The 21,991-nt window shown below is 69.7% G+C and carries 19 protein-coding genes; 3 read left to right on the forward strand and 16 right to left on the reverse strand.

Annotated elements, in window-relative coordinates; translation table 11 throughout:
- Positions 1–19 precede the first annotated feature (19 nt).
- The 13 genes from ABWV53_RS08420 to ABWV53_RS08480 form a co-directional block, all read right to left on the reverse strand.
- Entirely contained in the window at positions 20–784 is a 765-nt protein-coding gene (locus tag ABWV53_RS08420) for an aspartate/glutamate racemase family protein (RefSeq protein ID WP_353364833.1), read from the reverse strand.
- A 198-nt stretch (positions 785–982) separates the two neighbouring features.
- Positions 983–1,801 carry a M55 family metallopeptidase gene (locus tag ABWV53_RS08425; protein ID WP_353364835.1) on the reverse strand — a complete coding sequence of 273 codons (819 nt, stop codon included), beginning with the start codon at positions 1,799–1,801 and terminating at the stop codon, positions 983–985.
- A gap of 64 nt (positions 1,802–1,865) precedes the next feature.
- Positions 1,866–2,939, reverse strand: coding sequence for a P1 family peptidase (locus tag ABWV53_RS08430; protein WP_353364837.1), 1,074 nt, complete (start codon positions 2,937–2,939; stop codon positions 1,866–1,868).
- Entirely contained in the window at positions 2,936–3,874 is a 939-nt protein-coding gene (gene gsiD / locus ABWV53_RS08435) for a glutathione ABC transporter permease GsiD (protein ID WP_353364839.1), read from the reverse strand. Before gsiD ends, ABWV53_RS08430 begins: the two co-directional genes overlap by 4 nt.
- Positions 3,875–3,914: 40 nt before the next feature.
- Complete coding sequence (gene gsiC / locus ABWV53_RS08440; protein WP_353364841.1) at positions 3,915–4,835, reverse strand: glutathione ABC transporter permease GsiC; 921 nt, start codon at positions 4,833–4,835, stop codon at positions 3,915–3,917.
- Between the two features lie 106 nt (positions 4,836–4,941).
- Positions 4,942–6,492, reverse strand: a complete 1,551-nt coding sequence (gsiB, locus tag ABWV53_RS08445; protein ID WP_353364843.1) for a glutathione ABC transporter substrate-binding protein GsiB — start codon at positions 6,490–6,492, stop codon at positions 4,942–4,944.
- Positions 6,493–6,558: 66 nt separating this feature from the next.
- Entirely contained in the window at positions 6,559–8,454 is a 1,896-nt protein-coding gene (locus tag ABWV53_RS08450) for a dipeptide ABC transporter ATP-binding protein (protein WP_353364845.1), read from the reverse strand.
- Between the two features lie 55 nt (positions 8,455–8,509).
- Complete coding sequence (locus tag ABWV53_RS08455; protein ID WP_353364847.1) at positions 8,510–9,511, reverse strand: isoaspartyl peptidase/L-asparaginase family protein; 1,002 nt, start codon at positions 9,509–9,511, stop codon at positions 8,510–8,512.
- An 87-nt stretch (positions 9,512–9,598) separates the two neighbouring features.
- Positions 9,599–10,552 (reverse strand): MurR/RpiR family transcriptional regulator, encoded by a 954-nt coding sequence (locus ABWV53_RS08460; protein ID WP_353364849.1) that lies wholly within the window; start codon positions 10,550–10,552, stop codon positions 9,599–9,601.
- Between the two features lie 282 nt (positions 10,553–10,834).
- Entirely contained in the window at positions 10,835–11,761 is a 927-nt protein-coding gene (locus ABWV53_RS08465) for a Bug family tripartite tricarboxylate transporter substrate binding protein (protein WP_353364851.1), read from the reverse strand.
- Positions 11,762–11,827: 66 nt separating this feature from the next.
- Entirely contained in the window at positions 11,828–12,829 is a 1,002-nt protein-coding gene (locus ABWV53_RS08470) for a Bug family tripartite tricarboxylate transporter substrate binding protein (RefSeq protein ID WP_353364853.1), read from the reverse strand.
- Positions 12,830–12,858: 29 nt separating this feature from the next.
- A complete protein-coding gene (locus ABWV53_RS08475; protein WP_353364855.1) occupies positions 12,859–13,857 on the reverse strand; it encodes a hydroxymethylglutaryl-CoA lyase in 999 nt (332 codons plus the stop codon).
- The gene (locus tag ABWV53_RS08480) at positions 13,854–15,071 is read right to left on the reverse strand and encodes a CaiB/BaiF CoA transferase family protein (protein ID WP_353364857.1); all 1,218 of its coding nucleotides are present in this window, start codon (positions 15,069–15,071) and stop codon (positions 13,854–13,856) included. The genes ABWV53_RS08475 and ABWV53_RS08480 overlap by 4 nt, the downstream gene beginning before the upstream one ends.
- A gap of 131 nt (positions 15,072–15,202) precedes the next feature.
- On the opposite strand from ABWV53_RS08480, the gene ABWV53_RS08485 reads away from it, so the two are divergent.
- From ABWV53_RS08485 to efp, 3 genes are all read left to right on the forward strand, one after another.
- Positions 15,203–16,120, forward strand: coding sequence for a LysR family transcriptional regulator (locus ABWV53_RS08485; RefSeq protein ID WP_353364859.1), 918 nt, complete (start codon positions 15,203–15,205; stop codon positions 16,118–16,120).
- Positions 16,117–17,208 carry an elongation factor P maturation arginine rhamnosyltransferase EarP gene (earP, locus tag ABWV53_RS08490; protein ID WP_353364861.1) on the forward strand — a complete coding sequence of 364 codons (1,092 nt, stop codon included), beginning with the start codon at positions 16,117–16,119 and terminating at the stop codon, positions 17,206–17,208. Before ABWV53_RS08485 ends, earP begins: the two co-directional genes overlap by 4 nt.
- A gap of 191 nt (positions 17,209–17,399) precedes the next feature.
- Positions 17,400–17,954: an elongation factor P gene (gene efp / locus ABWV53_RS08495; protein WP_056421144.1), complete on the forward strand. Its 555-nt coding sequence runs from the start codon at positions 17,400–17,402 to the stop codon at positions 17,952–17,954.
- 237 nt (positions 17,955–18,191) lie between these two features.
- Here the strand turns inward: efp and ABWV53_RS08500 are convergent, their stop codons facing one another.
- From ABWV53_RS08500 to rimO, 3 genes are all read right to left on the reverse strand, one after another.
- A complete protein-coding gene (locus ABWV53_RS08500) occupies positions 18,192–18,755 on the reverse strand; it encodes a hypothetical protein (RefSeq protein WP_353364864.1) in 564 nt (187 codons plus the stop codon).
- A 174-nt stretch (positions 18,756–18,929) separates the two neighbouring features.
- A complete protein-coding gene (locus tag ABWV53_RS08505; RefSeq protein ID WP_353364866.1) occupies positions 18,930–20,252 on the reverse strand; it encodes an Nramp family divalent metal transporter in 1,323 nt (440 codons plus the stop codon).
- Positions 20,253–20,535: 283 nt separating this feature from the next.
- Positions 20,536–21,930 carry a 30S ribosomal protein S12 methylthiotransferase RimO gene (gene rimO / locus ABWV53_RS08510; RefSeq protein ID WP_353364868.1) on the reverse strand — a complete coding sequence of 465 codons (1,395 nt, stop codon included), beginning with the start codon at positions 21,928–21,930 and terminating at the stop codon, positions 20,536–20,538.
- Positions 21,931–21,991: the final 61 nt, after the last annotated feature.

Raw genomic sequence — 21,991 nt, forward strand, 5'->3', positions numbered from 1 at the left:
CCTGCCCGCTCGGGCTTTGTCAGCCCTGGCCGTAGGCCGTGCGCACCAGCGCCGTAGCCAGGATCTCGGACGGATCGACCAGCGTCCAGCCGGCGGCCTCGGGCGCGTCCGGCAGCGCCAGCGGAATCTCGGTACAGGCCATGACCAGGGGAATGTCGCCGTGCTGGGCGCGCACGGCCTGGCCCACCTCGGCGAACCGGCGCCGCGCCAGCGCCATGTCGCCGGCCTTCACGCCGTCGTAGATGCCCTGCATCAGCCACTCCTTCGCGTCCGCCGAGGGCAGCACGCATTCCACGCCGTGGGTGGCGAAGGCCTCGTCGTACAGGCCCATGCCGTAGGTGCCCTGCGTGGCCAGCAGCGCCGCGCGGCGGATGCCCCGGCGCTGCAGCTCGGCAGCGGTTTCGCGGGCGATGTGCAGCAGCTGCACGCCGGGCACGCGCTCCTGCAGCGCCGCATGCCAGGCATGTGCGGTGTTGCACGACATCGCCGCCGCGCGGGCGCCGATGGCCGCCAGGCGTTCCAGCGCCGACACCAACCCTTCCTGCGGCTGAGGCGCGGCCGGATCCCGCAGCGCCTGCGTGCGGTCCGCCACCGGCACCTGGGCGATCCAGTGCTCGGGGAACGACTGGTCGCGCACGGCCTGGCCATGGTCGCGCAGCCATTGCTCCGATGCCTGCACGAAGAGCCGCGCGAAATCCACCCCTGCGGCCGGGCCCATGCCGGCCACGATGCCGACGGTCATCGCGGGCACGGCGGCCCCGGACGAATTCTCAGGTGCGTTCATTTGGTCATTCCAACAATCACTCGCATTGTGCGCAATCCAGGCAACCGGCGCTGCCGCAACATTCAGAAGGCCGCGGAGCGGGCCAAGCCAGCAGCCGCTGTGGAACCGGCTTCGCCGGGCCACCGGCGGCGTCCCCTGCCCGCCGTGCGCAGCACGGCGAGAGCGGGGGGAAGGCGCGCACCGCCTCAGGGGGGGTCCCTATCTCAACATGCTGGACATGGCGGACAGGCAATTGACCATCCGCACCGCAGACTCGGTATCAGGCGCGGTGAAGCGCAGCGCATCGGGCGCCGTGCGCTCCAGCGTCGGCCACTGGCAGAACAGGTCGGCCAGCGCCACCGACTGCGCCACCAGATCGACGCTGACGGGGCCGTCGATGCAGAACGGCCGGGCGCTGCGCACCTGCGCCATCGCCTGGGCCACGCCTTCGCGGATGGCGGCACAGGCGCGCTCGGGTGACAGGCTGATGCCGCTGTTGGCGCCCGTGGCGCGCTTGGTCTGCACGAAGGTCGCGTGCGGAAACAGCTCGCGCGTCTCGGCGATGAAGGCATCGTCGCCCGATGCAGCGATGACCGGCGCCCCGTAGGCCCCGGCCAGCGCGCCGTAGATGCCCGCCTCGCCCAGTTCGCGCCCATTGAATGCGATGCGCTCGAACGCGAAGCTGTTGATGGTGTGGGCCAGGATGCCGTGGGCGCGCGAGCGGGCGTGGTAGCCGATGAAGCAGACGCCATCAACGCCCAGCTCCACGCCGGACACCATGCTCAGGTAGCGGGGCTTGCCCTGCACGGCCTGGGCGCGGGCGTCGAGCAGGTCGGGCGGCATGTTGCGAAAGCCGCCATGCGAGTCGTTGACGAGCACCTCGGCGGCGCCGCCTTCGAACGCGCCGGCGATGGCGGCATTCGCCTCCGCCGCCATGAAGCGCCGCGCACGTTCGTATTCGGGGTTGCCGGCGCGCACTTGCTCGGGGTGGTAGACGCCGGCCACGCCTTCGATGTCGACGGAGATGAGGATTTTCATGGGGGGCTGCACGGGGCGTGGAAAGAAAGGCGGAGGAAGAACGGCGAGACTGGGGATGGCGGCATCAGCCGACGCGGCCGAGCAGCTCGCGCAGCCCGCGTCGGTCATGGCCATCACGGCCGGTCACGCGTTCCGCATGCCAGAGCGCGTGGACGATGGCCTGCTCGACGCTGTCGGCCGCCGCCTGGAACAAGCCGTCGAGCAGGGATTCGTGGACCAGTGGCACGGCCGGCATGGACTCTTGCGGCAGGTGCGGCAGGGTGTAGGCGGTGGAGAACGCAATAGCGATGTCGCCGCTGCCATGGCCGTACACCGAGCCGGTGCGCGCCAGGCCCGCGGCCGCGCGCCGTGCCAGGCGGCCGAGCTGGCGAGCGTCCAGCGCGGCATCCGTGGCCAGCACCATGATGATCGAGCCTTTCTCGGGGCCGGCGGTGGCGGCGAGCGCCTCCGCCTCCAGCAGCGCCGCCAAGCGCGCACCGATCGGCATGCCGCCCCAGACCAGGTTCGGCAGCAGACCGTAGTTGGCGAGCACCAGCGCGCCCACCGTGCGAAGGCCGCCGGCGAACTGCACGCGCCGCGACGCGGTGCCGATGCCGCCTTTGAGCTGGAAGCTCGACATGCCGCGGCCCGCACCCACGGCGCCCTGGGGAACCTGCTCGCCGGCCGCGTCGCAGGCGGCGCGGTAGTGGGCGTCGCCCACGGCCATGCGCTGGATGTCGTTGAGGAAACCGTCGTTGCACTCCAGCACCAACGGATTGACGGTGGGCAGCGCGCGGCCCGTCTCGGGATTGGCGCGCACGCAGTCGCGGATCTGCGCCTGCACCACGGCGGGCACCGAGAACGTGTTGGTGAGCGCGATCGGCGTCTCCAGCTGCCCGAGCTCTTCCAGCTGCACCAGGCCCACGCTCTTGCCGAAGCCGTTGATGACGGCGGCGCCGGCCGGCACCTTGTGGCGGTACGGGTCGAGCCCATGCGGATGGATGACGGTCACGCCGGTCTGCACCGGGCCGTCGGCCAGCGTGGCGTGGCCGACGGTGACGCCCGCCACGTCCGTGATCGCGTCCAGCGGCCCCGCTTCCAGCAGGCCGATGCGCGGCGGCGCGGGGGCCGCGAGGTCGCGCGCGTTCGCCCCGGTCATGTCTGCCGGTCGATCTTGGGATCCAGCGCGTCGCGCAGGCCGTCGCCCAGCAGGTTGAAGGCCAGCACCGTGAGGAAGATGGCGAGGCTCGGGAACAGCGCCACGTGCGGCGCGTTCACCATGTCCGCGCGTGCTTCGTTCAGCATGGCGCCCCACTCCGGCGTCGGCGGCTGGGCGCCCATGCCGAGGAACGACAGGCTGGCGGCGGTGATGATCGAGGTGCCCACGCGCATCGTGAAGTAGACGACGATGGAGGAGATGGTGCCGGGCAGGATGTGCCGCACGATGATGGTCCAGTCCGATGCGCCGATGCTGCGCGCGGATTCGATGTAGGTCATCTGCTTGAGCACCAGCGTGTTGCCGCGCACCAGCCGCGCGAAGGCCGGCACGCTGAACACCGCCACGGCCACCACCACGTTGGTCATGCTGCTGCCCAGGATGGCCACCACGCCGAGGGCCAGCAGGATGCCGGGGAAGGCGAACAGCACGTCGGAGATGCGCATCACGATGCGGTCCCACCAGCCTTCGTAGTAGCCGGCGAGCAGGCCCAGCGTGGTGCCGATCAGGCAGCCGATCGCCACCGACAGGAAGCCCGCGGCCAGCGAGATGCGCGCGCCCATCAGGATGCGGCTGAAGATGTCGCGGCCGAGCGGATCGACGCCGAACCAGTGCATGGCCGAGGGGCCGTCGTTCAGCCGGTCGTAGTCGAAGAAGTTCTCCGCATCGAACGGCACGATCACCGGGGCCAGCACGGCCACGGCGACGAGCAGCACAACGAACACCAGCGCGGCCACCGCGACGTGCTGCTTCTTGAACTTGCGCCAGAACTCGCGCCAGGGGGTGCGCACCGTGGAGGCATTGCCGGCGGCGGGGGCCACCGTGGCCGCCGCCACCAGGGCGGCGTCGGGCGGCGTGGGAATGGAGGGCGTGGTCATACCGTGTCTTCGTCGATGGTGGGGGTCCGGTCCGTGCGCTTCACTTGTAGCGGATGGTCGGGTTGATGAAGCCGTAGAGCATGTCCACCACCAGGTTGATGAGGATGAACTCCAGCGAGAAAAGCAGCACCAGCGTCTGGATGACGGGGTAGTCGCGCATGGTCACGGCGTCCACCAGCAGGCGGCCGAGGCCGGGCCAGTTGAAGACGGCCTCCACCACGATGGAGCCGCCCAGCAGGAAGCCGAACTGCAGGCCCATCATGGTGACGACCGGGATGAGCGCATTGCGCAAGCAGTGCTTGAGCACCACGGTGCGCTCGTTCAGGCCCTTGGCGCGCGCGGTGCGTACGAAGTCTTCCTGCACCACTTCAACGAAGGATGCGCGGGTGAAGCGGGCCATCACGGCGGCCACCGCCGCGCCCAGCGTGATGGAGGGCAGGATGTAGTGCTTCCAGCTGTCGGCGCCCACGGTGGGCAGCCAGCCCAGCTCCACCGAGAACACCTGCATCAGCGTCATGCCGAGCGCGAAGGCGGGAAAGGAAATGCCGGACACCGCCAGCGTCATGCCCAGTCGGTCGGGCCAGCGGTTGCGGTACACGGCCGACAGAATGCCGATGCCCATGCCCAGCACCACCGACCAGGCCATGGCGGCCAGGGTGAGCAGCAGCGTGGGCATGAACCGCTCGCCGATCTCGGCGGCCACGGGGCGGCGGGTGCGGATCGACGTGCCGAAATCCCCCTGCACCATGCGCGAGAAGAAGTGCACGAACTGCTCGGGCAGGGGCTTGTCGAGGCCCAGCTCCTGGCGCACGACCTGCACGGTGGCCTCGTCGGCGTCCACCCCGGCGGCCAGGCGTGCGGGGTCGCCCGGCAGCATGTGGACGAAGAGGAACACCAGTACCGCCACGATCAGCAGCGTCGGCAGGAGCCCCAGCAGTCGTTTGAGGAAATAGTTCAGCATGGATGCGGCGCTGCGGTGCGCAGCGAGGTGACAACGGAAACGGAAACGGAAACGAAGGCGGGAAAGCAGGCTCCCGCACCGGGCGGGGGCCTCGCGCCCTGCGGGCTTACTTCAGCGAGATCTCGTCGCTGTTGATGTTGCCGTCAGGCATCACGTACACGCCCGACAGGCGCTTGGAATGGGCGTACAGCACCTCTTCGGTGACCAGCGGGATGCGCGGCAGGTCCTTGGCGATCTGTTCCTGCGCCGTCTTGTAGAGCGCGGCGCGCTCGGAGCCGTCGGTGGTCAGCAGCGCCTTGGCGATGGACTCGTCCACCACGGGGTTGCTGTAGAACGCGTAGTTGGCGAGCTTGGGTGCCCACGACTCGGTGGAGAACAGCGGACGCAACGCCCAGTCGGCTTCACCCGTCGAGGACGACCAGCCGATGTAGTAGAGGCGTGCCTTGGCGGTCTTGGGGTCGGGCCAGGCATCGACCAGCTCGGCACGCTTGCCGGGCTCCAGTGCCTCCACCGACACCTTGATGCCGACCTGCTGCAACTGCTGCTGCAGGAACTGAATCACCTTCTGGCTGGTGGTGTTGTTGTAGCCGCTCCACAGCGTGCTCTCGAAGCCGTTCGGGTAGCCGGCTTCCTTCAGCAGCTCCTTGGCCTTGGCGACGTTGTAGGGAATCGGCTGCATCTTCACCGCGTACTCCACGCCCTGCGGCACGAAGCCCTGGGCCGGGAACGCGTAACCGCTGAAGGCCACCTTGGACAGCGCGTCCTTGTTGATGGCGTAGCCGATGGCTTCGCGCACCTTCGGGTTGTCGAAGGGCTTTTGCAGCATGTTGAACGTCAGGAAGCGCTGGATGATGGAGGGCGCCGTGACCACGTCCACCTTGTCGCTCTTCTTCAGCGTGGCGATCTGCTCATAGGGCAGCGTGAAGGCGAAGTCGGCCTCGCCCGTCTGCAGCATGGCGGCGCGGGTGTTGTTCTCGGTGACGGGCTTCCAGGTGATCTGGTCGATCTTGGGGTAGCCCTTCTTCCAGTAGTTCGCGAACTTCTTGCCGACGATGGCTTCCGTCTGCTTCCATTCCACGAATTCGAACGGGCCGGTGCCCACGGGGTGGAAGGCGATGTCCTTGCTGCCCCACTTGGCCAGCGCCGTGGGCGAGATCATCGCGGCGGAGGCGTGCGCCAGCGCGTTGATGAAGGGGCCGAAGGGCTCCTTCAGCGTGATGCGCAGGGTCTGCGGGTTCACGGCCTCGACCTTGGCCACGCGGTTGAACTGGTTGGCGCGCAGCAGGCGGTTGGCCGGGTCCATCACGCGGTCCAGCGTGGCCTTGGCGGCGGCTGCGTTGAAGTCGGTGCCGTCGTGGAACTTCACGCCCGAGCGCAGCTTGAAGGTGTATACCAGGCCGTCCTTGGAGACTTCATAGCTCTCGGCCAGCACGTTCTTGAGCTTCATGTCCTTGTCGAAGGCGAACAGGCCTTCGTAGAACGTCTTGGTGACGGCCGTGGTGATCGTCGTGTTGGTGTTGTAGGGGTCCAGCGTCTCGGGCTGCTGGTAGATCGCAAGCACGGCGTTGCCGTTGGCCAGCGCGGAGCCGGAGGCGGCGACGGCCACGAGGGCCAGGAGGCCGGCTGCGACGCGGCGGGAATGCAGGGTTTTCTTCATGGTGGACTCCGGTTGGAAAGGGAACGAAGGCAGGAAGGGACAGCGGGAAAGCGAGAGCGGGTCAGGTCAGTACAGGTTGGCGATGGCGTGCCGCGCCACGAAATGGCCCGGGCCGACTTCCACCAGCGGCTGCACCGCCGGCTCGTCGCCGATGGCGCGGATGGGGCTGGGGATCTCGCCGCCGAGCAGCGCGCGCTTCAGGTGGCGGCGGGCCGGGTCGGCGATGGGAACGGCGGCCATGAGCTTCTTGGTATAGGCGTGCTGGGGGTTCTCGAAGATGGCGCGGCGCGGGCCGATCTCGACGATCTGCCCGAGGAACATCACCGCCACGCGGTGGCTGATGCGCTCCACCACCGCCATGTCGTGCGAGATGAAGAGGAAGGCCACGCCCAGTTCGCGCTGCAGGTCGAGCATCAGGTTGACGATCTGCGCCTGGATGGAGACGTCGAGCGCCGAGACCGATTCGTCGGCCACCACCACCTTGGGGTTGAGCGCGAGCGCCCGGGCGATGGCGATGCGCTGGCGCTGGCCGCCGGAGAATTCGTGCGGGTAGCGCTGGGCATGCTCGCGCGGCAGGCCCACCTTCTCCAGCAGCCAGTCCACGCGGGCCTGTGCCTCTTCGCGGGTGCCGATCTTGTGCACCAGGAGCGGCTCCATGATCGAGAAGCCCACCGTGAGCCGCGGGTCGAGCGAGGCGAACGGGTCCTGGAAGATGAACTGGATGTCGCGGCGCAGGGCCTGCACTTCGGACGTGGGCAGGTCCAGGATGTTGCGGCCGCCGAACTCGATAGCGCCGCTCTGGCTGTCGACCAGGCGCAGCAGCGACCGGCCGGTGGTGGACTTGCCGCAGCCCGATTCGCCCACGAGGGCGAGCGTCTCGCCGGGGTAGAGATCGAAGCTCACGCGCTCGACCGCATGCACACGGCGCTTGACGCGGTTGAAGAGGCCGGAACGCAGATCGAAGCGCGTGACCAAGTCCTTCACGCGCAGGATGGGCTGCGCCCCCGCGGGGCGCGTGTCGGCGGGCGTGGATTCCAGCACCGCCTCGGCACCGGACGTGCCGCTGGCGCCGATCAGCTCGAAGTGGCGCGGCAGGTCCGTGCCCTGCATGGCGCCCAACTTGGGCACGGCCGACAGCAGTGCACGGGTGTAGGCATGCTGCGGCGCGGCGAACACCTGGTCGGACGGGCCCTCCTCCACCTTGTCGCCGCGGTACATCACCAGCACGCGGTCGGCCACCTCGGCCACCACGCCCATGTCGTGGGTGATGAAGATCACGCCCATGTGCATCTCGTCCTGCAACTGGCGGATGAGCTGCAGGATCTGCGCCTGGATGGTCACGTCCAGCGCGGTGGTGGGCTCGTCGGCGATCAGCAGCTGCGGCTTGCACGACAGCGCCATCGCGATCATCACGCGCTGGCGCATGCCGCCCGAGAGCTGGTGGGGAAAGCGGTCCAGCACGTTGCGCACCTCGGGAATGCGCACCAGCTCCAGCATGCGCAGCGCCTCGGCGCGGGCGGCGGCGCGGTCCTTGCCCTGGTGCACGCGGATCGATTCGGCGATCTGGTCGCCCGCGGTGAACACCGGGTTGAGCGAAGTCATGGGCTCCTGGAAGATCATGGCCACGTCCGCGCCGCGCACGCCGCGCATCACGGCGTTGCTGGCCCTGGCGACCTCCAGCACCTGGCCGTTGCGCCGGCGCAGCGCCACCGAGCCATTGATGATCCGGCCGCCGCCATGCTCCACCAGCCGCATCAGCGCCAGCGAGGTAACGGACTTGCCCGAGCCCGATTCGCCCACGATGGCCAGCGTCTCGCCCCGGTCGACGTGGAAGGACAGGTTGCGTACGGCATCCACCGTGCGCTCGGAATTGGCGAAGCGGATGGTCAGGTCGTCCACGGCCAGCACGCGCTGCTCGGGCAGCGCGAGGGCCGAGGACGGGGTCGGGGCATTGGGTTTCATGGCAGGCGGAAAGAAGATTCGGTCGGGGGGCGGATGGGCACGGCGCGCTGCGCGCTCAGCGGTAGATGAAGGTCTCGGGCGCCTCGCCCACCCGGGCGAAGCCGCGGTACATGCCCTCGGTGTTGAACGGCAGGCACACGTTGCCGTGGCGATCGACGGCGATCAGGCCGCCCGTGCCGCCGATGGCGGCGAGCGTGCCGTGCACCACGGCGTCGGCCGCATCGGCCAGCGCCGCGCCTCCGTGCTGCATGCGCGCGCAGATGTCATGTGCGGCTGCTACCCGGATGAAGCTCTCGCCATGGCCGGTGCACGAGACGGCGGCGGTGCGGTCGTCGGCATAGGTGCCCGCGCCGATCAGCGGGCTGTCGCCCACGCGGCCGGGGCGCTTATTGGTCATGCCGCCGGTGGAGGTGGCGGAGGCGAGGTGGCCCTGCGCATCCAGCGCGACGGCGCCCACGGTGCCCATCTTGCGGTCTTCATCCAGGGCACGGCCCGCCAGCGCCGCGGCGCCGTCGTGGTCCAGTACGGCGCCGCGCTGGCTGGCGCGCGCGGCCTCCAGCTGGGCGCGGCGCGCATCGGTGGAGAAATGCGATGCCTGCACCATCTCCAGGCCCGCTTCGCGCGCCATGCGCTCGGCACCTTCGCCGGCCATCAGCACGTGCTGTCCGTGCCGCATGACCGCACGGGCGGCCAGCACCGGGTTGCGCACGTGCGCCACGCCCGCCACCGCGCCGGCGGCGAGGTTGCCGCCGTCCATCACCGCGGCGTCCAGCTCGTGCGTGGCCTCGGCGGTGAACACCGCGCCGTGGCCGGCATTGAACAGCGGGCACTCCTCCAGCAGGCGCACGGCCTCGCAGACCGCATCCACCGCGCTGCCGCCCCGCGCCAGCACGGCCTGGCCGGCGCTCAGCACCGCGTGCAGCGCGGCCTGGTAAGCCCGCTCCTGATCGGCATGGATGGTGGCGCGGCTCAACGTGCCCGCACCGCCGTGGATGGCGATCACGGGAACAGGGCGAGCAGCAGAAACGGAGGCGGGCGAGGCGGGCGAAGCGGTCATGCAGGCAGGGTCGGGAAATGGGGGGAAACGGCGAGGGAAGGAATGGGGAAAGACGGGGCGACCAAGGGCGTCATCGAAGGCAGCCCTTCAGCGCCCCCTGCCCCGCCCCTCCGCCCGCTTGGGGCCAGCGTCCACCGAGCGCGAAGCGAGCCGGCTGCGGGCGCTGTCGTGCAGCCAGGGCAGCACGGCTTCGGTCATGCGGGCGGCGGTCTTCACCGAGTCCTTGGACTGATGGGCCACCGCGCTGGTCAGCGCTTCGATGAGCGCCAGCGCGGACGATTCGGAATTGGCCGCGTACTGGTTTTCCGTCTGCGCGAACAGGCAGACATGCGCGAACGGCAGGATCGGGGAATGCGGGCCGTCGGTCAGCGCCACCACCTTCACGCCACGCTCGAAGGCACCCTGGGCCAGCAACACGGTGTCGGTCAGGTAGCGCGGGTAGCTGATGGCGACGAGCACATCGCCCTCGCCCATGCGCGGCAGCAGGCGCGCGCCATACGAGGCACCGCCCACGCCCGCCAGCAGATGCACGTTGTCGCAATACGCGTCCAGCCCGCGCTGCAGCAGGCCCGCCAGCCAGCCGCTGGCGCCATAGCCGGCCAGGTACACGCGGCGCGCGGCCAGCAGGGCCTGCACGGCCAACTCGCAAGCGGCGGGGTCCAGCGCGTCGCGCGTGGCGGCGATGTTGCGCTGGCTCTCCTCCAGCGCGGCGGCGAACACGTCCTGGATCGAGGTGGGCTTCTCCAGCTTGATGCGCATCTTCTCGATGGGCGCGAGCATGGCCTCGAAACCCTTCACCAGCTCGGCCCGCAGCATCGGGTAGCCGTCCAGCCCGATGGCCCGGGCGAACCGGTTGGCCGTGGCGATGGACACGCCGACCGCTGCGGCCAGCTCGTCGATGGGCATGGTGGCCGCCTGCAGCGGATGCGCCAGCACGTAGTCCGCCATCTGCTGATGCGAGGGCGTCAGCTGCGGGCGTGCGCGGCCGATGCGGATCGCGATCGATACGCCGTCGGCGATGACGTCGGGCAGGTCGGACATAGGCAATGAAGAACGGTGGCAGCGGGGCCGGGACCATGGCGAGCCAGGCCTCCGCGTCCTGGAAAGACATGGAGGCGACCCGTCCAATTTGACAAAGAATTTACAACGAGCCGATAGTAAAGAAAAAAATCAATCATTCATAGCGTTTTCGAAACTGCACTCGGCTGGTGCGCGGCCCCACGAAAAAGGCCCCCATGCGGTGCATGGGGGCCCTGTGATGTGGCGGCTCGTGGGGCCGCAGCGATCCCCGCCATCGGCGGTCGCGATCGGAAGCGGCTTTCGTCAATCGGCCTGGATGTTGGCCGCCTTGATGACCCGCGCCCAGTCCGCCAGGTCCGTCTTGACTCGGGCGCCGAGCTGCTGCGGTGCCTGGTAGTCGGCCGTTGCGCCCTGCTCCTGCGCCTTCTGCTGGAAGGCGGGGTTCTGCACCACGGTGCGAACGTCGGCTACCAGCTTGTCGATCACCGGCCTGGGCGTGTTGGCGGGGGCGAAGAGCGCGAACCACGACGTGGCGTTGACCTGCGGACAGCCCGCCTCGGCGGTGGTGGGCACGTTGGGCAGGCTGGGCAGGCGCTCCTTGCCGGTCACGGCCAGCACGCGCAGCTTGCCCGCCTGGATGTGCGGCATGAAGGGCGGCGCCGTGCCGAAGGTCAGGTCCACCTGGCCGCCCTGCTGCTCCAGCATGGCGCCGGTCACGTGCTGCAGGGAGCCGTTGCCGGACGAGGCGTAGTTCAGTTTGCCGGGGTTGGCCTTCGCATAGGCAATGAGCTCGGCCAGCGTCTTCACCGGCAGGCCGTCGCGCACCACGATGATCTGCGGCGCGGACAGCACGTTCGCCACGGGCTGGAAGTCGGCCGTGTCCCAGGTTTTCTGCGTCGTGAGCAGCGGCGAGATGACGTGGTAGCCCGAATACTGCATGAGCAGCGTGTAGCCGTCGGGCTCGGCCCGCTTCACGGCCGCCGCGGCGATGTTGCCGTTGCCGCCGCCCTTGTTGTCCACCACCACCGATTGGCCGAGCACGGGGCCGAGCGCCTGCGCGAGCATGCGCGCCGACAGGTCGGTGGTACCGCCGGCGGCGGTGGGCACGACGAGCGTCACGGGTTTGGCCGGGTAGGCTCCCTGCGCCTGGGCTGCCAGCGGCAGCGCCGCGCATGCAGCGGCGGCGGCAAGGGTGGCCAGCGCGAGCCGGCGGGGAAAGGTATGTCGCATGTCGTCGTCTCCTGGGTCGTTAGTCGTTGTGTGTTTCGTCAAATGTCTTGCGCGGCGGCGGGGGCATCAGTCCACGGTGGCGCCGGTGTCCTTCACCACGCGCGCCCACTGCGGCAGCTCGGCCTGCACCAGCGCGCCCAGCTGGGCCGATGTGCCCTTGAACGGCTCGCAGCCCACGTTGGCGAGCTTGTCGATCACGTCCTTCTGGTCCAGGGCGCGGGCCACCTCGGTCTGCAGCCGCGCGACGATCGGCGCGGGCGTGCCGGCTGGCGCGAACAGCGCGTACCAGGGCGACTGGCCGAAGCCCGGCAGCGTCTGGCCGATCGTCGGCACGCCGGGCAGCGCGGCCACCGGGCGGCTGTTGACCACGCCGAGCACCTTGAGCTTGCCCGCCTTGATGAACCCGATGCACGAAGGCAGGCTCTGCACCGACAGCGGCACCTGCCCGCCGGCCACGTCCGTCGCGGCGGCGGCCGAGCCCTTGTAGGGGACGTGCTGCAGCCGGATGCCCGCGGCCTTCTGCAGCATCTCGCCGATCAGGTGGTTGAGCGTGCCGTTGCCCGCCGAGGCGATGGCGTATTCGCCGGGCTTGGCCTTGGCGAGCGTGACGAGGCCAGCGATGTCGTTCGCCGGAAAGGATGGGTGCGCGACCAGCACGTAGCCGGCCGTAGCCACCGGCGCCACGGGCTCGAAGTCCTTCACCGGGTCGAAGCCGGGGTTGCGGTAGAGCGCCGGCCCGATGACGTGCGCGCTGTCGGCCGTGAGCAGCAGCGTGTAGCCGTCGTGCCTGGCGCGGGCCGTGGCGGCGGTGGCGAGGGTGCCGCCCGCGCCGGGCCGGTTGTCCACGATCACGCTCTGGCCCATTTGCTCGGACAGGCGCTGCGCGACCACGCGGGCGATGGCGTCGTTGGCACCCCCCGCCGCCTGCGGCACGATCAGCGTGATGGGCTTGGAGGGGTAGCCGTCCTGCGCCCAGGCGAACGGAGCGGGTGCGCAGAGGGTGGCGGCGAGCGCCTGCAGCGCGCGGCGGCGCGGCAGGCGGCCCGAGAGGGAGGAAAGCGTGGGCATGGTGTGTCTCCTGTCGTTGTGTTTTTCTGTTATCTCGCCATCGCCCGTTCGCGAATGGCTTCGAAATCCGCTGGCACCGGGTGCAGATCCAGGCGCCGCCCGGCCTTGGCGATCTGGCCGGGAATGTCGTGGCCGATGAGCTCCGGCAGGCGCCGTGCGGCGGCCAGCAGCGCCGCCAGGTCCACGCCGGTGTCGTAGCCCATCAGCTCGAGCGCATGCACGACCTCTTCGCTGCAGACGTTGCCCGAGGCGCCCGGCGCATAGGGGCAGCCGCCCAGCCCGCCCAGCGAGGCGTCGAACCGGTCAGCCCCCGCGCCGATGGCGGCCAGGACGTTGGCCAGGCCCATGCCCCGCGTGTTGTGGAAGTGCAGCGTGAACACCAGGCCCGGCCAGCGGGCACATGCCGCGCTGACCAGCGCCACCACCTGCGCGGGGTGCGCCATGCCCGTGGTGTCGCACAGCGTGATGCCGCCCACGCCCAGGTCTGCGAAGCGCTGCACCCAGCCGAATACCTCGGCCTCGGCCACGTCGCCCTCCATAGGACAGCCGAACACGCACGAGAGCGACACGTTCACGGCCACGCCCGCCGCCTGCGCCGTGGCCACCACCTGCGCGAGCGACGCGAACGACTGCGCGCGCGTCATGCGCAGGTTGGCGATGTTGTGGGTCTCGCTGGCGGACATCACCAGGTTGAGCTCGTCGGTCAGTGCCTCGATGGCGCGCTCCGCGCCCCGCACGTTCGGCACCAGCGCGGCATAGACCACGCCGGGGCGCCGCGCGATCTCGCGCATCACGATCTCGGCGTCGCGCAGCGCCGGAATGGCCGTGGGCGACACGAACGCGGTGACTTCGATCTTGGCGAGCCCCGCGTCCGACAGCGCGTTCACGAGCGCGATCTTGTCCTGCGTCGGCACGAAGGCCTGCTCCATCTGCAGGCCGTCGCGCGTGCCCACCTCCTGCATGTGGATGCGGCGCCCGGCGCCCTGCCACACGGTCCCGGTCGCGTTGGTGTTGGCATTGGCGTTCATTGCACCACTCCCTTCTCGCGCAGCAGTGCGATCTGCGCATCGCTCAGGCCGGCCTCGCGCAGCACCGCATCGGTGTCGTCGCCCAGGCGGGGGGCGCTGGAGCGGATGGTGCCCGGCGTGGCGGAGAGCTTGGGCACGATGCCCGGCACTTCCAGCGTATGGCCGTCGCGCGTGGTCTGCGCCAGCAGCATGTCGCGGGCGCGGTAGTGCGGGTCTTGCGCGATGTCCTGCGCGGTGTAGACCTTGCCCGCCGGCACGCGCGCGGCCGCCAGCGTGTCCATCACCTCGGCCACGGTGCGCGTGGCCGTCCAGGCGCCGATGGCATCGTCGATCTCGCGCACGCGCGCCACGCGGCCGGCGTTGTCGCCCAGGTCGGGCGCCGCCGCCAGGTCGGCCCGGCCGATGGCCTCCATCAGCCGCTTGAAGATGCTGTCGCCATTGCCGGCCACCAGCACCCAGCCGTCCGTGCAGGGATAGGCATTGGAAGGCGCGATGCCCGGCAGCGCGCTGCCCGCGGCGCCCCGCACCGCGCCGAAGGCGCTGTATTCGGGAATCAGGCTCTCCATCACGTTGAACACCGCCTCGTGCAGCGCCACGTCGATCACCTGGCCCTGGCCGCCGCCCACCTTGCGGTGGTAGAGCGCCGTCAGCACGCCGATGGCGCCGTGCAGCGCCGCCAGCGTGTCGCCGATCGACACGCCCACCCGCACCGGCACGCGGCCCGGCTCGCCGGTCAGGTGTCGCAGGCCGCCCATGGCCTCGCCGATCACGCCGAAGCCCGGCAGGTCGCGGTACGGGCCGGTCTGGCCGTAGCCCGAAATGCGCAGGATCACGAGGCCTGGGTTGAGCGCATGCAGCTGCTCGGGCGACATGCCCCAGCCTTCCAGCGTGCCGGGGCGGAAGTTCTCGATCAGCACATCGGCCTCGGCGATGAGGCGGCGCGCGATGTCCTGCCCCTCGGGCTGGCGCAGGTCCAGCGCCACCGAGCGCTTGTTGCGCGACTGCACCTGCCACCACACCGACGTGCCGTCCTGCAGCATGCGCCAGTTGCGCAGCGGGTCGCCGGTGCCGGTGGCCTCGATCTTCACCACGTCGGCACCGAACTCGCCCAGCGTCTTGCCGCAGTACGGGCCGGCGATCAGCTGGCCCATCTCGATCACGCGCACGCCCGCCAGCGCCGTGGGTGCTGCGGCTTCGCTTTGTCCTTCTTGCATCTTCGTCCTGGTCCGGAAGTCACTCTGGCGCCGCATGATGCCGCCCGCCGGCCGCGCATCAAAACGCTGATGCGCGACGCTGCCATCGCAATCCGGCATGGCCCGCCGGTGCGGCGCTACCATGCCGGTCCATGAAGCTCGACCCGGTCTCCCTGCGCCTCTTCGTCGCCGTGATGGAAGAAAGCGCCATCGCCCGCGCCGCCGCCCGCGAGCACATCGCGCCCTCGGCCGCCAGCCGGCGGCTGGCCGAACTGGAGGGCGCGTTGCGCGTGGAGCTGTTCACCCGCAGCAACCGCGGCGCCGAACCCACCGCCGCCGCCTTCGCGTTGCTCGACATGGCCCGCGGCGTGCTCAACGACCTGGACGGCATCGCCGCGCAGATGAGCGACTTCCGCGCCGGCGTGCGCGGCCAGGTGCGCGTGGTGGCCAACATCTCGGCCATCACCCAGTTCCTGCCGGCCGAGCTGCAGCGCTTCATGGCCAGCCACCCGCAGGTGCAGGTGCAGCTGCAGGAGCAGATCAGCACCGCCGTCGCGCGGTCGGTGGCGGAGAACGCGGCGGACGTCGGCATCCTCAACCACGGCAGCTACGGCGACCGCGTGGCGCTGCTGCCCTACCGGCGCGACGAACTGGTGCTGGTCGTGCCCGCCGGCCATGCGCTCGCCCGGCGCCGCGGCGGGGTGCGCCTGGCCGACGCGATCGACTGCGACTTCGTCGGCATGCACCCGGGCAGCGCCATCAACCATGTGCTGATGCGCGCGGCCGCCGAGCTGGAACGCCCGCTGCGCCTGCGCATCCAGGTCACGGGGTACGACGCGCTCTGCCTGATGGTGTCGGCCGGCCTGGGCGTGGGCGTGATGCCCGGGGGCAGCGCACAGCTCTACCGCGGCGCGCTGCCCGTGCGGGTGGCGCCGCTGCGCGAGGCCTGGGCGCAGCGGCGGCTGTCGCTGTGCGTGCGCTCGGGCGAATCGCTCTCCAGCGTGGCGCGCCTGCTGGTGGACCACCTGCGCGGCGGCGGCGCCGCCGAACGCGAGGAAGCGGCCGCATGACGTCGGCCGCTCTTTCCCATCCGCGCCTCTGGGACGTGTTCTGCCAGGTCATCGACAACTATGGCGACATCGGCGTGTGCTGGCGTCTTTGCGCGCAGCTCGCTGCGCGGGGCGAGCGGGTGCGGCTCTGGACCGACGACGCCAGCGCCCTCGCCTGGATGGCGCCCTTGGGCGCTCCCGGGGTGCAGGTGCGGCCCTGGCCCACGTCCGCGCCGCCGGACGGCCCGGGCGACGTGGTCATCGAAGCCTTCGGCTGCGAGATTGCTCCTGATTTCATAGCATCCATCGCTCATGGAATAAGCGCTGGAGGGCAAAAAAAGCGCTTCAAACCCTTGTGGATCAACCTGGAATACCTGTCGGCCGAGCCGTATGTGGAGCGCAGCCACCGCCTGCCGTCGCTGCAGTCCAGCGGGCCGGGAGCGGGCTGCACGCGGTGGTTCTTCTATCCCGGATTCACGCCGCGCACCGGCGGACTGCTGCGCGAAGCGGGCCTGATGGAGCGGCAGGCCGCGTTCGACCGCGCTGCCTGGCGGGCCCGCCACGGCATCGCGGCGCACGAGTGGGCCGTATCGCTGTTTTGCTATGAACCGGCCGGCCTGCCGGCCTGGGTCGGGCAACTGGCCGAACGCGGCGATGCGCGCTTGCTCGCGACCCCTGGACGAGCGGCTGCGGCGGTGCAGGCGCTCCTGCCCGCGTACCCGGCGTTGCCCGTGGAATTCCTGGCGCCCTGCCCCCAGCCCGCCTTCGACGAAATGCTCTGGGCCTGCGACCTGAACTGCGTGCGCGGCGAGGATTCGCTGGTGCGCGCGCTGTGGGCGGGCCAGCCCTTCATCTGGCACATCTACCCGCAGGAGGACGATGCCCACCATGCCAAGCTGCAGGCGTTCCTCGACTGGCTGGACGCGCCCGCCTCGCTGCGCCGCTTCCATGCCGTCTGGAACGGGATCGACCGGGTGACCCCACTGCCGACGATCACCGCGAACGTACTGGCCGATTGGCAGGCCTGCGTGCTCGCCGCCCGCACACGTCTGCTGCGGCAGGACGATCTCTTGACGCAACTGATGGGGTTCATGGCCGAAAAAAGCTAAAATCCACGGCTTTGCGCCAATTGAAGGCGGCAGCTCCTGGTCGTAAGGCCAGGGCGCCCAGCCGGTGCACCCCGCCGCGGAACATGCGCTGGCGCCGGACCTGCGACGACCACGGCTTGTGAAAGCCCTGGTGGACACGGACACCCCGCGCGCTCCAGCACGTAGAGCGGCTTCAACCCCAGCAATCTGCTATGAAAATCGCTCAAGAAATCCGCGCCGGCAACGTCATCATGCACGGCAAGGACCCGATGGTCGTCCTGAAGACCGAATACGCCCGCGGCGGCCGCGGCGCCGCCACCGTGCGCATGAAGCTCAAGAGCCTGATCGGCAACTTCGGCACGGAAAACGTGTTCAAGGCCGACGACAAGATCGACAACGTCATCCTCGACAAGAAGGAATGCACGTACTCGTACTTCGCCGACCCGATGTACGTCTGCATGGACACCGAATACAACCAGTACGAAGTCGAAGCCGAGAACATGGGCGACGCACTGAACTACCTGGAAGACGGCATGTCGCTCGAAGTGGTGTTCTACGACGGCAAGGCCATCTCGGTCGAACTGCCCACCAGCGTCGAGCGCGAAATCACCTGGACGGAACCCGCCGTGAAGGGCGACACGTCCGGCAAGGTGCTCAAGCCCGCCAAGATCGCCACCGGCTTCGAAGTGCCCGTGCCGCTGTTCGTGAGCCAAGGCGACAAGATCGAAATCGACACGCGCACGGGCGAATACCGCAAGCGCGTCTGAGCGGCCGGCGCGCCTGCGTCGCCGCTTACGAAAGGCACCCGCCATTCCATGGCCGGTGCCTTTTTCTTTGCAGGGCCAGCGCCGGCGCGAAGCTCAAGTAAGCTCGTTCCGCCCGCTGGTCCATGCATGGACACTCGGGCAATGGCTGAGCCCGGTGCAGGTCGGCGGTGCGGCTGCCGGATCGGTCCCCCGCGCCGCTGAGCGGATCCGTCGGCGGCAGCGGGGTCGATACTACCGTCACGAAGGAACAGCCCGCAGCGCCGCATCGTGCGCGCGCTTCAACAACCGCCGGCGGATCAGCCCACTGGCCGGCCTGATGAGCAGCCAGTAAGGGCGAAAACGCCGCAGCGCCGCATCATCGCCGCACCAGACGCGGGTGCGGGTCGTCAACCGCGTCCCGCCGCCTTCGGGGGCCGCCGTGAAATTCATCACCAATTTGGCGATACCCGCGGGGTCGAGCGCCTGAAAGGCCGCCGCGTCGCGCACATCGACGAGCCCATAGTCCGACTGCCAGAAGCGGCCCGCCAGGCCGTGAGCCAACTCACGGTCGCCATCCCGCCCGAGGGGCGTGAAGTCGGCGACGCTGAACGAGGGGCGGTGCTTGAGGCCGGATGCGAATCCCAGCCGGCCGGCCAGGCGGTTGGGCGTTTCACGCAACGCGATGAGCCCACGGGCGATCGGGTCGTTCAGCACCGCGGGACGGCCGAGAACGTCGAGCACACGAGCTTGCGAGGCCGGAATGTACCGGCTGTGCTCCTCTGCGAACTGGTAGCGCGGCAGGTAGTGGTCGATCAGGCTCATGCGCCATTATTGGCACCAGGCAACGCTGTGGCCTTAGCGGTCCGGTCATGTGGATGCGCCAGGTTCGGGGTGAGCGCCGCCCATCCGCCACCGCCCCGGCCGACGTGGAGCCGCTGAACACCGCCGTAGCCAGGCTGCAGGCGAGCGGGAGACCCAGCGTGCGCCGCCCGTACATCACCCCGCCAGCACGGCGCCCACCAGCCAGACGTTCGCCACCGAGATCACCGCGAACAGGGCCCAGGCCAGCCCCCTCACCGCGCGTCCGTTCGCGAAGCCGCCCATCAGCGCCCGGTCGCTCGTGAAGCGGATCAGCGGCCACATCGCGAACGGCAGCTGGAAGCTCAGCACCACTTGGCTCAGCACCAGCATCTTGCCGATGCTGTCGTCGCCCAGCCACCAGACGCCGGCCAGCGCGGGCACCAGCGCCAGCACGCGCGTGATCAGGCGGCGCTGCCAGCAGGGGATCTTCAGCTTCAGAAAACCTTCCATCACGATCTGCCCGGCGATGGTGCCGGTGAAGGTCGAACTTTGCCCGGAAGCCAGCAGCGCGATGCCGAACAGCGTGGCCGCCAGCGCGCTGCCCACCAGCGGCTCGATCAGCCGGTAGGCGTCGGCGATGTCGGCGACGTCCTGGCGGCCATGGCCGTGGAAGGCGCTCGCGGCCAGCACCATGATGGCCGCGTTCACCAGCAGCGCGAGCGACAGCGAGATCACGGCGTCCAGCGTGCAGAAGCGGATCGCTTCGCGGCGGCCGGCATCGCTGTCTTCCACCAGGCGGGTCTGCACCACGGACGAATGCAGGTAGAGGTTGTGCGGCATCACCGTGGCGCCCACGATGCCGATGGCCAGGTAGAGCGCGCCGGGTTGCTGCAGGCGTTCCAGGCTGGGCGCGAAGCCCATCGCCACCGCAGGCCAGAGCGGCTGCGCGAACGCCAGCTCGACCGCGAAGCAGGCGGCGATGGTGCCCACCAGCCCGAGCACGATCGCCTCCACCCGGCGAAAGCCCGCGCCCTGCAGGCCCAGCACCAGCAGCGTATCGAACGCGGTGATGCCGATGCCCACCGGAATCGACACGCCGAAGAGCAGGTGCAGCGCCAGCGCGCCGCCCAGCACTTCAGCCAGATCGCAGGCGATGATCGCCAGCTCGGCCCCCGCCCACAGCAGGCGGTTGGCCGTGGGCCCGTAGCGCTCGCGGCACAGCTGCGCCAGATCTTTTTGCGCCACCAGCCCGAGCCGCACGCACAGCGTCTGCAGCAGCATCGCCGCCAGGCTGGCCAGCAGCACGACGAACAGCAGCCCGTAGCCGAACCGCGAGCCGGCCTCGATGTCCGTCGCCCAGTTGCCCGGGTCCATGTAACCCACCGACACCAGCAGCCCCGGGCCGGCGTAGCGCAGCAGCTTCTTGTGGAACGGCAGGCCCGGATCGATGCGGACGGAGCCCTTCACCTCCGAAGGGCAGAACGGTGCGGTGGCGGTACGGGGGAGCGAGAGGGCCATGGCGCGATCTTAGGCAGCCGGCTGCCCGTCAGGCGGCAAAAATTGCTATCTCTTGGATAGCGGGAAGACCGCACGGGTCCAGCGCTGCGGGGTGTTTTGAACAAGGCCGGCCGGGCCGTTGCCCACTCGACGCCGCGTTGGGGGCGAGGCGCATGGACCTGACACGGCCCCGCCCCTCGCATGACCCCACGGCCAGGCCAGCAGGCGCCATGGAGCCGGTTTCGCAGGGCCTGGCGTCGTCACCCCGGTATGACTGCGCCGCAGGCGGCTCGGGGAGGCTTCTCTACACCGGGCGGGCCACCAGGTCGTGGCCCTGCACGCCCACGATCTGCGCGCGGGTGAACTCGCCCACCTTCATCTGCTTGCTGATCTTTTCCGGCGGCAGCAGGTGCACCACGCCGTCGATCTCCGGGGCGTCGGCATAGCTGCGGCCCGTTCCGCCCTTGCGGCCCAGCGCGGGCGCATGGTCCACCAGCACCTGCATGGTCGCGCCCACGCGGCGCCGCAGGCGGGCGATGGACACTTCCTCGGCCACCGACATGAAGCGCGCGCGGCGCTCCTCGCGTACCTCCATGGGCAGCATGCCGGGCAGCTCATTGGCGGCGGCGCCGTTCACGTCGCTGTAGGCAAAGCAGCCGGCGCGGTCGATCTGGGCCTCGCGCATGAAGTCGAGCAGGTGCTGGAACTCCTCTTCGGTTTCGCCCGGAAAGCCGGCGATGAAGGTGCTGCGGATCACCAGCTCCGGGCAGGCTTCGCGCCAGCGCTGGATGCGCTCGAGGTTGCGCTCGCCGCTGGCCGGGCGCTTCATGCGCTTGAGCACGTCGGGGTGGCTGTGCTGCAGCGGCACGTCCAGGTACGGCAGCACCTTGCCGGTCGCCATGTACGGGATGACTTCGTCCACGCTGGGGTACGGATAGACGTAATGCAGCCGCACCCAGGCGCCGTAGGGCTCGGCGATGTCGCCCAGGGCAGCGACCAGCTCCAGCATGCGCGTCTTCACCGGCTTGCCGTCCCAGAAGCCGGTGCGGTACTTCACGTCCACGCCGTAGGCCGACGTGTCCTGGCTGATCACCAGCAGCTCCTTCACGCCGCCTTCGAACAAGGCGCGCGCCTCGTTCAGCACGTCGCCCACCGGGCGCGAGACGAGGTCGCCGCGCATCGAAGGGATGATGCAGAACGTGCAACGGTGGTTGCAGCCCTCGCTGATCTTCAGGTAGGCGTAGTGCTTCGGGGTCAGCTTGACGCCCGCCACGCCGAAGCCGCCCGGAACCAGGTCGAGGAACGGGTCGTGCGGCTTGGGCAGGTTGAGGTGGACCGCGTCCATCACTTCCTGCGTGGCGTGGGGGCCGGTGACGGCCAGCACGCTGGGGTGCATTTCACGCACCATGTTGCTGCCGCCCTCGCCCGCGCGGGCCCCCAGGCAGCCGGTGACGATCACCTTGCCGTTCTCGGCCAGCGCCTCGCCGATGGTGTCCAGGCTTTCCCGAACGGCGTCGTCGATGAAGCCGCAGGTATTGACGATGACGAGATCGGCGCCCTGGAAGGTCTTGGAGGTTTCGTAGCCCTCGGCGCTCAGCTGCGTGAGGATGAGTTCGGAGTCGGTCAGCGCCTTGGGGCAGCCCAGGGACACCATGCCTATGCGCGGCGCGCGTGCCGGGGATAGAACGGTTTCGGTCATGTGCGGGTCCATCGAGGAAAGTCTTGTCTATGGCTGGATGCGCCGGCCGCCCCGCCAGGCC

The sequence above is a fragment of the Acidovorax sp. FG27 genome (assembly GCF_040365715.1).
Classification (GTDB): Bacteria; Pseudomonadota; Gammaproteobacteria; order Burkholderiales; family Burkholderiaceae_C; genus Paracidovorax.

Excerpts from the sequence above, each read along its gene's own strand:
- gsiC (WP_353364841.1), bottom strand. The coding sequence starts at position 4,835 with ATGCTGAACTATTTCCTCAAACGACTGCTGGGGCTCCTGCCGACGCTG.
- ABWV53_RS08430 (WP_353364837.1), bottom strand. The coding sequence starts at position 2,939 with ATGACCGGGGCGAACGCGCGCGACCTCGCGGCCCCCGCGCCGCCGCGC.
- ABWV53_RS08420 (WP_353364833.1), bottom strand. The coding sequence starts at position 784 with ATGAACGCACCTGAGAATTCGTCCGGGGCCGCCGTGCCCGCGATGACC.
- rimO (WP_353364868.1), bottom strand. The coding sequence starts at position 21,930 with ATGACCGAAACCGTTCTATCCCCGGCACGCGCGCCGCGCATAGGCATG.
- gsiB (WP_353364843.1), bottom strand. The coding sequence starts at position 6,492 with ATGAAGAAAACCCTGCATTCCCGCCGCGTCGCAGCCGGCCTCCTGGCC.
- gsiD (WP_353364839.1), bottom strand. The coding sequence starts at position 3,874 with ATGACCACGCCCTCCATTCCCACGCCGCCCGACGCCGCCCTGGTGGCG.
- ABWV53_RS08505 (WP_353364866.1), bottom strand. The coding sequence starts at position 20,252 with ATGGCCCTCTCGCTCCCCCGTACCGCCACCGCACCGTTCTGCCCTTCG.
- ABWV53_RS08480 (WP_353364857.1), bottom strand. The coding sequence starts at position 15,071 with ATGCAAGAAGGACAAAGCGAAGCCGCAGCACCCACGGCGCTGGCGGGC.
- ABWV53_RS08465 (WP_353364851.1), bottom strand. The coding sequence starts at position 11,761 with ATGCGACATACCTTTCCCCGCCGGCTCGCGCTGGCCACCCTTGCCGCC.
- ABWV53_RS08450 (WP_353364845.1), bottom strand. The coding sequence starts at position 8,454 with ATGAAACCCAATGCCCCGACCCCGTCCTCGGCCCTCGCGCTGCCCGAG.
- ABWV53_RS08485 (WP_353364859.1), top strand. The coding sequence starts at position 15,203 with ATGAAGCTCGACCCGGTCTCCCTGCGCCTCTTCGTCGCCGTGATGGAA.
- earP (WP_353364861.1), top strand. The coding sequence starts at position 16,117 with ATGACGTCGGCCGCTCTTTCCCATCCGCGCCTCTGGGACGTGTTCTGC.
- ABWV53_RS08460 (WP_353364849.1), bottom strand. The coding sequence starts at position 10,552 with ATGTCCGACCTGCCCGACGTCATCGCCGACGGCGTATCGATCGCGATC.
- ABWV53_RS08470 (WP_353364853.1), bottom strand. The coding sequence starts at position 12,829 with ATGCCCACGCTTTCCTCCCTCTCGGGCCGCCTGCCGCGCCGCCGCGCG.
- ABWV53_RS08475 (WP_353364855.1), bottom strand. The coding sequence starts at position 13,857 with ATGAACGCCAATGCCAACACCAACGCGACCGGGACCGTGTGGCAGGGC.
- ABWV53_RS08455 (WP_353364847.1), bottom strand. The coding sequence starts at position 9,511 with ATGACCGCTTCGCCCGCCTCGCCCGCCTCCGTTTCTGCTGCTCGCCCT.
- efp (WP_056421144.1), top strand. The coding sequence starts at position 17,400 with ATGAAAATCGCTCAAGAAATCCGCGCCGGCAACGTCATCATGCACGGC.
- ABWV53_RS08500 (WP_353364864.1), bottom strand. The coding sequence starts at position 18,755 with ATGAGCCTGATCGACCACTACCTGCCGCGCTACCAGTTCGCAGAGGAG.
- ABWV53_RS08425 (WP_353364835.1), bottom strand. The coding sequence starts at position 1,801 with ATGAAAATCCTCATCTCCGTCGACATCGAAGGCGTGGCCGGCGTCTAC.